This window comes from Veillonella atypica KON, from assembly GCF_002959915.1.
Lineage (GTDB): Bacteria > Bacillota > Negativicutes > Veillonellales > Veillonellaceae > Veillonella > Veillonella atypica.
The window spans coordinates 1-16357 of the sequence record NZ_PPDE01000010.1; the positions used below are offsets into that span (position 1 = coordinate 1).

Genomic DNA, 16357 nt, shown 5'->3' on the forward strand with positions numbered 1-16357 from the left:
AGTCTGTATTACGTCATAAAATTTATCAATCATAGATGGTTTATGACGATGTGGATCAGGCGTTCCATTTTCATAATGAGATTTTATGGTGCGTCTATCATAGCCTAATTCACGACCTAGTAAACTATAATTAGGTTTCAAATTGCAAACCTCCAGAATGTCCCTTAATAATGGTAAGTCTAATAATGATGTTACAGTAAATGAACTGTTAATAGCGTATACGTATTGCATGTTGTTATCACCTCAACTATAGTATCGGTGATACAATTAAAATTGTACATTCTTATATCATCATTTTTGTACATTCTTAGAGTATCATTTACATAAAATATTTAACAGAATAAATCTAGCAACATAACAAAAGTAGCATTACTAACGTATAGACACAGATGGCATATGCCAATGGTCTATATTACTTATAGTAATGCTACTTTTTTATTGTAAATTACATCATAATCGAAACCTAGTCAAAGTTCAGGAGATATATAGAACAAATTTTGGAAAATGATATTTCAGGAATCCTTATATTCAAATAAAGCCTTATAGTAAGCCTAATAATTTTAACAAAGATAAATAGTTTCTGTCCCCATTAGGGGATTATTTAATTTAACAGGTTACTATCTGGATTCTGAAACTGCTGAATACGCTGAATAGTTTCCGTCCCCATCAGGGGATTATTTAATTTAACGCGGAACAAGTTGCAGAAATTAAAGAGATTTTATTAGATGAGTTGTTTCCGTCCCCATCAGGGGATTATTTAATTTAACAAAAATGAATAACCACAATTTAATAATGAATGTTAAGGCGTTACGTTTCCGTCCCCATCAGGGGATTATTTAATTTAACGCTATTACGGGGGAATTATGATGATTGGATTTATGCAAGCGGCGTTTCCGTCCCCATCAGGGGATTATTTAATTTAACATGTCAAAAGAAAATAAAACAGTCGTATTATACGATAGAAATAAGTTTCCGTCCCCATCAGGGGATTATTTAATTTAACCAGACCACATTTATATTAACGGTGAAAAATATGATTTCGCCGGGTTTCCGTCCCCATCAGGGGATTATTTAATTTAACTGCAGGGTATCAATAAACGATACCAACTATTATTCACACCGCGTTTCCGTCCCCATCATGGGATTATTTAATTTAACACTAAATTCTTCGGTGAAGCGAAACACACTTCCAATAAATATTTGTTTCCGTCCCCATCAGGGGATTATTTAATTTAACTGGTGAGCGTGGTGGTAAAAGATTAATTCATTCGCGGTTATTTGAGTTTCCGTCCCCATCAGGGGATTATTTAATTTAACGGGTTATAAAAATGTTTGTGAATATTGTTCAGATGTTTTGGAGTTTCCGTCCCCATCAGGGGATTATTTAATTTAACTTAAACGAAAGGATTTAAAACAATGACATTACATATAGACACAAGTTTCCGTCCCCATCAGGGGATTATTTAATTTAACTAAACCATCTTTCAGATGTGAAAATTGGTTATTCTTTTAGTAGGTTTCCGTCCCCATCAGGGGATTATTTAATTTAACCCACTTGCAAACCGTCAATAATTGCACCCTTTAACGTGCTATGGATTTCCGTCCCCATCAGGGGATTATTTAATTTAACCCCCGCTACGGCAACGCTTGTTTTGATTATCGCTTCCGTAAGTATTTCCGTCCCCATCAGGGGATTATTTAATTTAACAAGGAATTAAATTATTATGACACGTGCGGAACAATTGCAAGACAATTTCCGTCCCCATCAGGGGATTATTTAATTTAACTGAACAATATACTGACTATGCAAGCAACCACGCCCACGACTAATTTCCGTCCCCATCAGGGGATTATTTAATTTAACAAGTAAAAAACTTGGTTTTTAATAATCTTCTTAAAAGCACACTAATTTCCGTCCCCATCAGGGGATTATTTAATTTAACATGAAAATGGTGATGAATATTTACGTATCGTATATAACAAAGAATTTCCGTCCCCATCAGGGGATTATTTAATTTAACATCCACGCAATATCTTTGTATTTGGTCGTGATGGTGTAGCACATATTTCCGTCCCCATCAGGGGATTATTTAATTTAACGCGACATCTACGAAAGCGACAATATCGAAGATTTTAAAATCATATTTCCGTCCCCATCAGGGGATTATTTAATTTAACATAAAAGAGGGTAAATAATGGAATATCTAAATATCATACAAAAATTTCCGTCCCCATCAGGGGATTATTTAATTTAACTAACGATAAGGCTAATTCTGAAAAAGCATTGTTAAAAGACCAATTTCCGTCCCCATCAGGGGATTATTTAATTTAACTCAATGCATACCATCTTATTAGAACACGAATATTTTAAGAAAGATTTCCGTCCCCATCAGGGGATTATTTAATTTAACTAATGAAAACTAAAGACAATATACAAAAGGTTATAAATTTAAATTTCCGTCCCCATCAGGGGATTATTTAATTTAACCCTGTATCTGAAACAATAGATATTACCTAGTTCAAAATCACTATTAACGGCGGAGATCATAAATGAGCCTAAAACAGCACTTTAGCGTGCTAAAATAACACCTATAAATCGCGCCACTATCACAACGGCGGAGATTGTATTTCACAAGGTTATAATCTAGATATATTATAGCATAAAAAAACAAAAAAAATACAATAGTAGAATCACCAATGCCAGTACATTAGATATATGCAGCTAATCAAACAAAGATAATTCTACTATTGGTTATTAAATAATATTTCTAATCAATGCATTACAATATGATACAATCTTGCTCTTTTCGTTCGCCAATTCCCCATGTATAAATATTAATAATATCATCAAGTATATATACTCGTAGAGAATCCTCTACTGGATTAATAATTCGACTTGCCCGACGCATCATTACATCGTATTGTTTTCTATTGAGCAATGCCTCAAATGCAGATTTCTGAACACGTACGCCATATCGTTCTAAACATTTTACAAGATGATTACGTGTTTTATTATCAACTACATCATAGATAACTAATACTATAAATTTTTTCATATCAGTGAATCTCCAAAGGTGTATACAAATCTACGTCTTCGTGCATAATGGCACTAGCAAATTGCTTACACTGCTTATAGATTGATTCCCTATAACTTTTACGATCCTCAATATATTGATTTTCAGAACGAATTTTCTTATTATACGCGGTCAAAAGTCCTTTTCTACCTTCTGGAGTCATATAACAACCTTTATCTGAGTTATCAAAATCAGATAGGTCCACCATGTTACGACTCACCATAGAAAGAACTAAAGAATCTATAATAGGAGCTCTCCACTCCTCGATCAAATCTTATGCAAGTGCAGGGTGCCCCTTGCCAAGGCTATGCATAACACCAACAAAAGGATGTAAGCCCGCATTAATTAAACCTGCTAGAATTTCATTAAATAGCATGCTGTATCCTAAGCCTAGCATGGCGTTAAATTCATCTCGCGGAGGTTGTTTAGATCGTTTAGAAAAGGAAAATGAAGGAGGCACTATTTTACCTAATGCCTCGAAATAGAGACGGCTAATAATACCTTCATATCCCATAAGTTCAGAAATACGAACACATTCACCAATATGACTACGGACAGATTTTATATTATCAATCTGCGTATCTATACTTATATCTTCATCTAAATTTCGAGCATAACGACGCAATATAGTTAATTGATTTCGCACCTTTGCACGAATAATTTTACGAGACATAGCTAATCTAAATTCATGATTGTCTAGCAAATCAAATTGTTTCTTATGTTTATTAATATCAATGGTATTCGTATTAATGATAGTACCAAAATATTTTCCATACCCAGATAACCAAGTAATAGGTATCCCCCGTTCAATAAAGTCTGTAACAAGAGAACTCGTTATAGATACTGTATCAAAAACAGTAATATCTTCAATACGTTCTAATGGTACTTCAAATAAAACTTCATTATTACGCCCAACTACAACATGACCACCGTTACGTTTTATAAACGAACCAGCTTCTGTAACATATAAGGATGACATATAGTCGCCTCCTTTACGCCATTATATCTATTGTATCTGTTCTAACACATATTGATTAATAACATCATAAATTAGTTTATTTTGTTTTTTCTGTTCAGTAATAAAAAAGAATATATCCTTTATTTGATGCAAAAAAGATTGTAAAGATTGAATGCCTACAGCACTACATATATCTTGTTCTGTAAATACTACAATCTCATGAGCCATTTTATTACGAATTTTTTGCTCAATACTACGAATCTCTTTTAACTGTTCCAATAAAGAATTATCAACTGTATCCAAATCTTCTAACATATGTAACATATGATACAAAGATAATTGAATCTCTTGCATTTGAGGTGTCTTAGTATTAGCTCTCCATGATTTATATAACTCAGGATATTGATCTTCAAAGGCTAGCATATCTAACCGTGTCCCCATGGGCGTTTTTCTCTCAACTTGTCGCCAATTTACACGAAGTGCCTTATAAAAGTAATAACGCATAAGATCATACATAAAAGGAGTAATTTTTAAAATAAAATCCTCAATTTGACCTTGTTTCAATCGTACTTCCATAAGCATTAAAAACTCATATAATTTACGTGGTTCCCTATCAGTAAATATAGAAGCTAATGATATAGAACCTACCTTGCGAACTTTTTGTAAAGCTCCCTCATAATCTAGACCTAGTCGTAACTGAGCATGTTCTAATAATGGTAATACATCATTAACGACACCTGCTTCAAAGGTTCTTTTATAGCTATGATAAGAGCTTATGGCTTCTTTATATTTATAGCTAGTAATGAGCGTATAAAGAGATTGTTTGATATTATTCCGCTTAATATACCCCATTTGAGGCTCATGGCATCGGTTCTCACTATCCTCTTGATCGTCAAAATTATTTTCAATAACGACTTCAATATCTTCGTCATCATTAACTGCGGGTTCAGAGCGATTAGAACCACGTTGAGGGCTATCAACCTGAATACCTCGCACCGCATCATGCTCTACACTCAGATAAGACATGATTAGCTTCATTTGAGGTGTGCCAGAACTTAAATTAAGTAAGATTTCTGCATCAGGATATTTTGAAATCGTCTCATAGAAATGGTCAACAAATGATTGCAATGTATCAATACGATGCACCTCTTCAAGTCCTGTATATACAAACCTAATATCTAAATCAGCTTTCACATGTTTTAAAGCCTTAGAAAATCGACTATTAGATTTTTCTTTTTTCTCCATATCCTTACTCAATACAAGAATTGCCATATCAGGATTATAATGTCTCACAATATGAAGCATCGCTCCATCATAACATCCACGAATAGGATCAGTATCTCCAATAGGAGTATAAAGGATTCTCATTGTACTACCTCGCTTTGTACGCCCCCCATACCTAATGCAGTTTTAATTCCGAGCCCTGTAAATTGGCTATAGTAGGATAATAGAGATAGAATACGTTGCATCACTAGGTTTCGCTTAAATTGCATAACAATCTCTCCACGGAACCCACGGATTTTAACCCCTTCTAAACCATACATGCCCATACGCAAATTATAGTCACGAATGAAAGTCGCTGATTCAAGCGCAGCTAATAAATCATCAGAGTCCATCATTTCAAACGTTGTAAACTGGTTCCATTGACGCAACAAATAACGATAAATACGAAACGCTTCAGGGAAAATCGTATACTGTTGGTCTACCTTAAAGCTTGTAGTGGTCACGCACCGCAATTTCGCTTGCGTATATTCTGATTCACCACTCCAGAACTTAGCCATTAAAGCTTCATAGGAAGTTTCCTCTAAGATAGTTCTATCTTGAATATAAATATGCCCTCTTTTTTGTTTCAAAAAAATCTTTTCAGACATATCTAGTGCTGGTCGCAATATACGCTCAACTGCCTCTGCTGTTACAGCAGAAAGACGCCAAATATATTGTCCTTTCTCTTTATCAAAATAGATATATTGACTATAAGGGCGCAGGCCTGTTTCATGTAACTGACCTGCGTATTCTGTCCCCACTAACTCCATTAAGACTCCATGTAGTACACTACCTATGGACTGTACAATTTTAATCGATGGATCTGCTGTTATTCCTAACTCAATGGCCATAATTTCAACATTATCTGCCAATATGAATGCCCCCCATCTCATAATAATGTCCATTCCACTTTACTAAGTTGAGCGCACGAGGTGCCATAATTTTATCCTTAATATCATGTTTAGCTTTTGGAAAGTTCACATCTAAAATAGCTCTAATAATATCAATACCCGTCTTTTCATCATCCGTGAAAGCTGCCATAATAACTGTTTTTTGGATAAACCCAGTATTACTACCAATGTAGGCATTAGCTGATTCTAAAGCCTTAAAAACAGAAGGACTAACCTTCTTAAATTTAGAGGCTAATAACTTATGAGTAGCATCAAAGTCTTCTTGTAAAATATCTAACACTTGATTTACATTAGTAATTCCTATTCCCTTTGTCATAGCAGTATCAAGAGTTAGTGTAAAAGAGAACTTCTGATTTGGTAAAATACACTCACGATGCACCGAAATAGCATGAGTACCATCTTCATCAATACAAGAATCCTCTTTCTTTAATACCTCGGTTTGAATCGTACTCATAGGCATAGCATCAGAAACAGAAATACCTCTGAAAGCACTGGCTAAAATACCATTAACTTTCTTTTCTGAATCCCTGAACAGTGCTTGTATCTTATGATCAATCAGCTTATTCACTTCTCGTAATACAGAACTTATTTCACGTTTACAACGCCTCTTATCATATTGGAAATCTCTATATTTATATAAAATTTCCTTTAGCTTTTGTTGTACTGTAGCTCTAAATCTAGTATCTCTACGAAGCATATGTGAAATAATAGCACTATCAATAACACCCTTAATCGAACTACCAGGAATATAAACTTCGCCATTTGCCCCACGAATCTGAGGTGTAATATCATTTAATGAGTTTTTACGTCCTTCATTATATATCGATGATTTCATAATTGAGCCAATAGCAGGGCCTAATACATCTTTTGTTAGCTGAGATGCTCCAATAGTATTTTTAGCCCAATCATACATAGTTCGACCATTTGGTCTTACCATTTCATTCTGCATGTATATTTCAAACTCTGCTAATTTATTATGACGAGCTAAAAAGCGAAACCATTCATAGTTATTAAGGAGATATACTTCACCGGCATCGTAATTATACATATAATCCTTAGTAGTTAGTTTTTCAGGACCACCAATATTAGTAGGGCTCACAATAGTGAGTGTTAGTTGTGCATGATCTATACGATTACTCATAATCCACCCCAATCCATAAGCCCATGCCATTACGATATACAGGGTGAGGTAAACTAGATCCTGTAATAGTAAGCATTTGTCCTACTAATGCTTTTGGACAAACAGAGCCTTCCTTAACAACATAATAAGAATTACGTTTCACTTGAGTCATACTGCCTGCCGTTCCTACAAAACCACCACGCTTTTGTAACTTATAGGAACCTTGTTTTAAAATAGCCACTTCATCACTAGTCGGAACACAAGCACTAATACACATCATGTTTCCTTGTTTATTATGAATCAACTCATATAAAGCTGAGATATCTGTATACATACCTTTAGCCTCTAATTCAATAGGAGCATCAGCTAATTCAAATTTTCCATAACCACCACTACGTTTACCACCAATACCAGATAGTCCTAAAACCTCAAGTATACCTTCAAATAACTCACGGCTTGTAGCACTATTAAAACCAGCAATAAGGTATAGTCCCGTATGTGACATAAATTGATAGTTCCCCACATAATATGGTAGACTCTTCTCTCCACGCATATTTACCTGTGCAGAAGTTTGTTTTGCACCAAAGCTAGGCATATATTTTTGTGAGGTATCGGCCTCTATATACTGACTAAAATTTTGTAACTGTAATGCACGAATATAGTCAATTTTCTTAATCTTTTTTTGTTCCGTTGCGATCCGTTTTGTCTCTTCAAAAGTTGTAATAGGCAGCTCTTTTGAATCGATTTGCATAATAGGTGAAGGAACATACAATTGATACTCACCATTATCTATGCAGTACGGAAACAAACTAGATAATACAATATGTTGCTCTTTTACAGAGTCGATAAAAGATTGTAGCAGACCTGTGTCATGGCTTATTTCATGACAGCATGCACCAAATAGTGCATCAGAGCCTAATGTAAGGGAAATAGTTTCTAAACTACCGCCCTCTGAAGTATCCCCAAAATGCACTGGTGTAAGAAAACGCAGTGGATATAGATAGTAGTTCATAGTAACAACCTACTTTCTTAATATATCTAACAAATCCTGCGTATTAATAGTGCTATTACCTACCGCTTTTACATCATCAATAGAAATATTTACACGACCATAGCCACGAGAGCCATGACCACCTAAATAGTCGATTCCTAGTAATGCAAGACCTTCTTGTAAAATCTTCATATCTTCAGTAACTTCAGCTTCATTTTCAATATTATAAGCTACTTTAAATGCAAATATAGTACCTGCTGGGACACGTTCAATTTGTCGAGGATTAGCACTACCATCAACACGGTTAATAACGTTTTCAAACTTAATTTCACCCATATAAGTATCTGTATCTATATTGGCAAACAATTGACGAGTTTCGTCTGTGATAAATAGATCATAGAATTGTAAACGAGCTGGCTTTACAGGATTTACGGAACCAAATAATCGCTTAATTTCCTCTTTATCCTCTTTAATATCATTCATTATATAATCGTCACAATGACTTTTAGCTAGTAAGGTGCGCAATTTACCTTTAATAGAACTACCAGGAATAATTGGCTCTTGAGTAACTACATCACGAATAAATGGTGTATCAACGGATCCAATAGGAGCAAAATCATTACTAGCCCCAATATGCATACCTGTTTCGAGTTTTATAGTACCTGTAATTAGTAATTTACCACGTAAGGATTTTAATTTATCATTGCTCTCCATGTTAAGCTCCTCCTATTATCGATTACCAAATGATGGACGATTATTTTGATTTGTATTAAATGTCGGTTCTGGTGATTGAGATAGTTCTACAGAACGATATTTATAGAAAGCTACTAAAGCCTCTACATATTTACAAAGTAAATCAAAACGCTTAACGTCTGTTCCAATATCTTCTATCATGTTTAAAAGCTTACTAATATCAATCAACTGCTTAACTGGATAGACTTTTTTACCACGACCAACCGACTCTTCAATACGACCAGCTTGGTACAAAAGTGTAGTTTTTAGAAAACGTACCTCCATAGCAATATCATCAGGTAATTCATCAAAAGCTTTACTTTTCCGTTGAGCAACACTTAATTTATTTTTAATAGCTACTACGCTCGATAAAATTTTACGTAGCTGTGCATATTTTAATAAGAAAGCATTACCATTCTTATTCTTATCTAACTTATTAATAACGGCTTCAGCCACCTTAACAAGGTCTAAACTCCAATTAAATGTATCTTGTGCCATATAGTTATCCTCACTTCGTATCACGCATATAGTAAACAATGAGGTTGCAAGCTGTTAATAATGCTTTACAATCTGCTTCTGTTTGAATCCAAGTATGAATTGCTGTAACAAAATCTTTATATGATCCATATGTAGGGTCATGTTTCTTAGGTTCTAGACGGGCCAATAAATAAAGAATACGAGCGATATTAATATGCTTTCCTTGTACTCTATCATTTAAAATACCTTGTAATAACTCCATTAACTGATAAATTAGGCCTTTACCTAATTTCATTTTAGATTGTTGAGTCTCATTAATACCTGGAATAATGAATAATTGATCTAATGTATAAAGTTTATCTTCTATCACATTATCAATGAGTTCATCCCACTTATACACATGACGACATATACGTTCTTCACCACTCGCATTTTTATTTGTTTCAAAGCCAAATAAAGCGATACTATCTTTGCCATCATTATCTTTAGCCACACATTCAAGTAATCCTGTAATTGCTGCCATTTGACTAATCGGATAGGATGGAGAGAATAAAGCTAAGCCAGCAGACATAGTGATTTTATTATCTGTAACCTCAGCTAATTTCTCACGAATATCGATGGCCAATTCTAATAATTCGTCCCATGCACCTACAAGGAATACATCATCACCGCCAGAATAAATAACGTGAATTTTTCTAGTCGTAACTTGTTTATTTTCCCAAATAGTAAATGGTGTAACAGATGTACCAAAGCCTTGCACATCACCTTGGGCCATTTTATTAACAGCAACCTTAAAGAACATAGCCAAATCACGAGATAGGTCAGCATAGCGTGATAAGGTGCCATATTTAAACTTATCAGAGCCCTCAGAAATAAAGCCCCCAATAAATGCAGCTCCAAGATTATCTACGTCTGCTCGTAATACACCAAGTCGCTTAATACCTTTATCATCACCTAAGCCACTAGACGCGGCTAGTTCTTCAAATTCATAAACTTGACCATTATCCTTACGTGCTACATAATCAGCTAACCAAATACGATTGAATACATTATGTCCAGTTTTAGCTGTATTCTTAGCGTAAATTCTAAGGATTTTATGACTAGATTCGAACTTCTGTAATGATGATTCAGGAACTACATAAAGATATAGTTTTCCCTTATCCTCACTACCACTCAATCGGTTAATATATACTTCAACTTTAGGGATACTTTCATTATCATCACTAGTATTAGGGCTAGCTAATACAAAAACTGTATCTCGACTGTCAACAATCTGTTCCCCTAAACTATATAAGCCATTACAAATTGGACAAGCCTCAGCATCAGTATCTTTGCCATAAGGTGATAGTGTTGCTGTTGAAGTATGGCAAATGGAACATTCCCGATCACCATGAAGAACCATATTATATACACTGTTAGGATTAAATAGGTCTGTTAAATGCTGTTCAGAATAACGTTTAGTCTTCGCCTCACCAACAGATTGACTCACATTACGGAACAATGTGCGTTGTGAGTTAATTAAATCTTCAGCTGTTGCTGTGGCAGAGCCAAGAGCTAAATACAATTTGGTACCAAATACTGTTAATAACCATTCATTAATGGATTTCTCCATAGATTCAATCGTAGTACTAGTTTTTATTGTATTTGGCGCCAGCACATAAAAATGACCACCACCATTGTAAATAAGGTTTGTCCGTGTTAACTGCAATGCATCTAATAACTCATCTACAATTTGTTCCATCAAGATTTCTAAATAAAATGAACGACCACGTAATGATTTCAATGCACCTTTAGACGGAATCGTATAGATGAAATTCTGGATACCAGAAATATCTCCAGATATGAGTTTAAATGCTGGCATTTCACGGAACTTTTTAGAATTTTGGTAACAGTATTCTTTATAATCAGTAATCCCCTGTTCTTCAAAATAATGTACCATACTATGTGCAACAGCAGCTGTTATCTTTGAGTGCATATACAAAGAAATATCATTAGCCTGATCTGTTGCTGTGCTAGATGGCATATAAGACACAGTATCTTCATAAATTCTCAGCAACTCATTAACGGACATCTTATCGATTGGTTGTTGCTGAAAGTTACGTACTAATTCATCATATAGTGCCTTATACTTATCACTTGATGCACGTATCGTTTTATCGCTTTCAGGATAATTAAAGTGATCAGATACATCAATGCCACGTAGGTAATACTGTAAAGGTTTATTACTAGTGTTACCACCAAACACACGAAAAATTGATTGGAGCGGTAACTCTTTATCAAATTTTTGTGTAGAGGTATTTTCACCCTCATCAAGATTCCGACGATCCACGGCAGCAGCAATATTATCCGCTTCATACACAATGTATGCATAATCATCATTTTTTAATTGAGCCCCTCTAAGCTCTTTCCCATGATGATACTTCAAACAATGAGTAATACTTTGCTTCAAACCCATATCTGAAAAATAGGGTTCGATAAAAGCAGCGCCGCGCTTAGAATGTGCATCAGATCCTTGATTAGCCCGATACACAACTTTGCCGATATCATGTAGCAATGCACCTTTTACCAGTGCATCCCATTTACCCATCACATCGCCTCCAAACTTTTATTACGAAATAAACGACTTATTACTTTCATTATATATTCATCTCTGTTTAAAACCAATAGAGAAATAGTCTTATTTATACAAAAAATCCAGCATATTCACAAAAAAGAATATACTGGATATATTTTTGTACTCATATGAGTTTTTGAGATAAGACTCATTACCCTATAAAGGGATTTAGTTAACGATAAAAATAGAGTTAGAGAAAGAACTAGAGTTAGAGTTAGATATTTTCGTCCCCATTATGGGGTTATTTAATTTAATGGGATGTTATTTTGATTGTTAATATTATTGAGTGTGATATTGATTTCGTCCCCATCGGGGGATTATTTAATTTAACAACAATGGCACGGTAGAAAGTGGCCACGGCATGGTGGTTGGTTAGTTTCCGTCCTCATCAGGGGATTATTTAATTTAACAGGAGATACTAAATGTAACTAACGTATACCGTCGATGAAGTGGATTTCCGTCCCCATTAGTGGATTATTTAATTTAACCTGATCACTAAAACAATAGCCGTTTGTCAGATGGCCACGGTATTGTTTCCGTCCCCTTCAGGGGATTATTTAATTTAACCATAGCGGACTTGGTAGAGTACTCGGTTAAATACTCTACCTGTACGTTTCCGTCCCCATCAGGGGATTATTTAATTTAACTGGAAAAAGTAGCAGTTACGTTGAGACGTGATCTAGCACAGGGTTTCCGTCCCCATCAGGGGATTATTTAATTTAACCAACATCGATATTGAAACATTCTCATCCAATGACATCGGCGCAGGTGTTTCCGTCCCCATTAGGGGATTATTTAATATAACATTCCTACGCAAGGACGTTGGAACGGAACATATAAAGGCGGTTTGTTTCCGTCCCCATCAAGGGGTTATTTAATTTAACAATAGAAATAATTAAAAATATTACTTATAACCGCCAACATGTTTCCGTCCCCATCAGGGGGTTATTTAATTTAACAAGGCTTGTACCGCCGTTTGTTTGGTTATGGTTATGATTGTTAGTTTCCGTCCCCATCAGGAGATTATTTAATTTAACTGCATAAAAAACGGCGGTTTCTTTACCTTTGGTGATAAAGGGTTGTTTCCGTCCCCATCAGGAGATTATTTAATTTAGCAAGGTCATTCTATCTTGGGTAAAGTTAGCTAGAACTGCTGATTTGTTTCCGTCCCCATCAGGGGATTATTTAATTTAACAATTGGGCTTAAAAGGTACTTTAGCATACTAAAATAACATCTATAAATCGCGCCACTATCGTAACGGCGGAAATTTAATTTCAGAGAGTTAATATTTGTGTATATTATAGCACAAATTATTTAAGGAAGTGCTATATCTTATATAACTAAAACTGCATATAAAAACAGATAGTCCTTAACATGGTAAAAAATTAGTATTATAACACCCCCATTATCTATTTTGATAACGGGGGTTCTTATTTTTACGCTACAGTATTCGTTATTATATTATCCATCAATATTAGTATAATATCCATATCCCCACACAACTCGTAATAAGCGCTACAAGCACAGGCACAGAGGTGCGCTTAAGCAAATCTACAGATTTAATATGTGCTACCCCAGCTACACCGACCATAACAGGGCTGATAGGACTCAAGAACAAACCTAGACTAGCCCCATTTTGCATGCCAAGCATGGTCGTAATCGGATCTAGTCCGAGATTAGATACAATATTAGGCACGAGTGGCACTAATGTAAATAAAGGTGCTACATTACTGCCAGTTACCATGCTAAGGCCTAGCATGCCTCCACCCATAACAGAGGTAAGTTCCTCTGAATTTAGAGATAAAGTTTGCAGTGCACTAACTAACGAATCAATAAGTCCTAAGCTCACTAAGCCTTGTGCAAAGACTTGTCCACCTATAATGAGAGTTACCGCATAGGAAAACTGATTCCCCATACCTTCAAAAAATACAGTGGTACTTTTAAGGACGGTCCTTAAATTACGATGACGAATGAGTTCTGCCAATAAGGCAATACCAAAGGCAAGCATCATGGCAAGGGTTACATTCATCTTTACGCCAGGCAAGCCATATTGGCTAAAGCCCAAGATGAAACATAGTGGTAACAAAGGGAATATCATGTATGGCTTAGGCCCAATTGGCGCCTCAGAAATACTTTCACAGTCACCTACATCCATAGGACCATCTAATCGATCGCGATATCGTTGCCATAAAAAGTGTGCTACCGCCGTCACAACAGCCACCAAGAAATAGAGGCGTAACTGGTAACCTACGAAATAGTTTGGTACCGGTATATTAAGTGTCTTGGCTATGAGCAATGTCGATACCGCACCAGGCCCAACATCCATCAAATGGCCAGTAGCAATAACCGCAGCAGCACCGACAGGACTTACCCCAAGACGCAACAGAACAGGATAGATGGTAACCATCATAAGTAAGGCAAGGCTCAACGGATTTGGTACACATATGGATAACCCCATATTGAGTAGAAACATAAGAGCTAGCACTATGTATGGCCTGTTAAGACGATACAAGGGTTTTATAAATGTATGAGCCAGCCTCGTCCCGGCCCCAATATGTTCCATGTATTTGGCATAACCAGCACAGGTCATAATCATGAGTCCTAAACTCACTACATTCTCTGATGTCGTGATTCGCACAATATCCATCGCATCAAACACCAAAACGCCTGTAGACTGAGATTCATCTAATATGGCATTAATCCAGCTACCTTCATAGGCGATATACATCATGAGGATGCCCATGCCAATCAAGATTGGCTGTGGTTGATAGCGCTTCATCAGTAATATACCGGTAACAGCAATAATGATGAGACATATAAGTATATTCATAAATACCTCTCATATAACAATTCTTGTATTATATATTTATAGTATACATAAAATACAAATAAAAATACATGACAAAAGCACCATCATCAGCTACGATGATGGTGCTCTATAGTTTTTATACAGTAATATTATTACTTATGATCTTTCAACCACGCAATAGCATATTCCGCATACACCGCCGATGCAGCAGATAGTACGCTATCGTCCATTGTGAATCGATTGTTATGGTGATCAAAGGTAGCGCCTACCTCTGGGTTCTGAATGCCGATAAAAGCAAAACAGCCTGGTTTATCTTGCAAGTACCAAGCAAAGTCTTCCCCTGGCATTACCTTGCGCATTTTAGACAGTTTTTCCTTACCTAGTGTATCGATAACAACGCGTTCAGCCAGTTCACTGGCTGCTACGTCATTAATGGTTGGAGGCACTTTCTTTTCATAAATCAATTCAGCCGTAGCACCATAAGCTAATGCTGTATGTTCCACAACGCGTCGTATGGATTCTACGTAATGGTCTTCTTGTGCTGGATCAAAGAAACGGATTGTACCACCCATTTGTGCTTCGCCTGGGATAACGTTCCATTCTGAGCCAGAATGAATATTACCAATGGTAAGTACAAGAGAGTCTAAGGCACTCACATTACGAGATACTACGGTTTGCAAATTCATAACGATAGCACTGGCTACGACAACCGCATCAATAGCTTGATGTGGTTGTGCCCCATGACCTTGTTTGCCTTTTACGCGGATTGTAATTTTACTGCTAGCCGCCATGCGTGGCCCTTCTTCAACGGAAATGAGACCTGCTGGTAAGTCAATCCATACATGACCACCAAAGATAGCATCGATTTTTTCAAACCAATTATCAAACTTCATGAAATCAGGAGCGCCTGCACCGGTTTCTTCGGCCGGTTGGAAGGCAAGGTATACGTCACCTTCGATACGGTCTTTCATAGCAGTAAGCATCTTAGCCGCACCGAGTAATATCGCCATATGTCCGTCATGACCACAGGCATGCATCTTCCCATCTACATCGGATTTAAAATCGAATGTATTATGTTCCTGTACAGGCAAGGCATCAATATCTGCACGAAGGGCAATCGCTTTACCAGATTTAGCGCCATGGATAATACCGATGAGACCAGTTCCACGTTCTGTATCTACATGAACCTCTACACCCATGGACTCTAATTCTTTGGCTAGAGTTTTAGTTGTTTCGAACTCTTCATTACTGAGTTCTGGATGTTTATGAAAATACCTACGCCAATCTTGTACATAGGTTTTATATTGTTCAATTAAATCACGACTATGCATGGTATCGCCTCCTTAGCTTTCAGCACAGATTAACAAAATATACTGGAAATCCCCATATTTATGGGAATAACAGGGT

General features: G+C 36.0%; 10 protein-coding genes, 2 pseudogenes and 1 CRISPR repeat array. All 12 genes and pseudogenes read right to left on the minus strand.

What is annotated here, in order from left to right; translation table 11 throughout:
• Positions 1-231 (minus strand): annotated as a pseudogene (locus tag VAHSUH02_RS08615) (IS21 family transposase); the annotation flags it as partial.
• A 345-nt stretch (positions 232-576) separates the two neighbouring features.
• Positions 577-2488: direct repeats of the CRISPR family, unit length 35 nt; unit sequence GTTTCCGTCCCCATCAGGGGATTATTTAATTTAAC.
• Between the two features lie 292 nt (positions 2489-2780).
• Positions 2781-3056 carry a CRISPR-associated endonuclease Cas2 gene (cas2, locus tag VAHSUH02_RS08620; RefSeq protein WP_005378595.1) on the minus strand — a complete coding sequence of 92 codons (276 nt, stop codon included), beginning with the start codon at positions 3054-3056 and terminating at the stop codon, positions 2781-2783.
• Position 3057: 1 nt separating this feature from the next.
• A pseudogene (gene cas1, locus VAHSUH02_RS08625) lies at positions 3058-4053 on the minus strand (CRISPR-associated endonuclease Cas1).
• Between the two features lie 27 nt (positions 4054-4080).
• On the minus strand, positions 4081-5400 hold the full coding sequence (gene csm6 / locus VAHSUH02_RS08630) for a type III-A CRISPR-associated CARF protein Csm6 (protein ID WP_005382922.1): 1320 nt from the start codon (positions 5398-5400) through the stop codon (positions 4081-4083).
• Positions 5397-6167, minus strand: a complete 771-nt coding sequence (gene cas6, locus VAHSUH02_RS08635; protein WP_038148721.1) for a CRISPR system precrRNA processing endoribonuclease RAMP protein Cas6 — start codon at positions 6165-6167, stop codon at positions 5397-5399. The genes csm6 and cas6 overlap by 4 nt, the downstream gene beginning before the upstream one ends.
• Entirely contained in the window at positions 6157-7347 is a 1191-nt protein-coding gene (gene csm5 / locus VAHSUH02_RS08640) for a type III-A CRISPR-associated RAMP protein Csm5 (RefSeq protein ID WP_005382918.1), read from the minus strand. The genes cas6 and csm5 overlap by 11 nt, the downstream gene beginning before the upstream one ends.
• The gene (csm4, locus tag VAHSUH02_RS08645) at positions 7340-8338 is read right to left on the minus strand and encodes a type III-A CRISPR-associated RAMP protein Csm4 (RefSeq protein ID WP_005382917.1); all 999 of its coding nucleotides are present in this window, start codon (positions 8336-8338) and stop codon (positions 7340-7342) included. The genes csm5 and csm4 overlap by 8 nt, the downstream gene beginning before the upstream one ends.
• A gap of 9 nt (positions 8339-8347) precedes the next feature.
• Positions 8348-9031, minus strand: coding sequence for a type III-A CRISPR-associated RAMP protein Csm3 (gene csm3, locus VAHSUH02_RS08650; RefSeq protein ID WP_005382914.1), 684 nt, complete (start codon positions 9029-9031; stop codon positions 8348-8350).
• Between the two features lie 15 nt (positions 9032-9046).
• On the minus strand, positions 9047-9547 hold the full coding sequence (gene csm2 / locus VAHSUH02_RS08655) for a type III-A CRISPR-associated protein Csm2 (RefSeq protein ID WP_005382913.1): 501 nt from the start codon (positions 9545-9547) through the stop codon (positions 9047-9049).
• A gap of 10 nt (positions 9548-9557) precedes the next feature.
• Positions 9558-12113: a type III-A CRISPR-associated protein Cas10/Csm1 gene (cas10, locus tag VAHSUH02_RS08660; RefSeq protein ID WP_005382911.1), complete on the minus strand. Its 2556-nt coding sequence runs from the start codon at positions 12111-12113 to the stop codon at positions 9558-9560.
• Positions 12114-13615: 1502 nt separating this feature from the next.
• The gene (dcuC, locus tag VAHSUH02_RS08665; protein ID WP_005382909.1) at positions 13616-14971 is read right to left on the minus strand and encodes a C4-dicarboxylate transporter DcuC; all 1356 of its coding nucleotides are present in this window, start codon (positions 14969-14971) and stop codon (positions 13616-13618) included.
• A gap of 131 nt (positions 14972-15102) precedes the next feature.
• A complete protein-coding gene (locus VAHSUH02_RS08670) occupies positions 15103-16281 on the minus strand; it encodes a M20 metallopeptidase family protein (RefSeq protein WP_005382908.1) in 1179 nt (392 codons plus the stop codon).
• Positions 16282-16357: the final 76 nt, after the last annotated feature.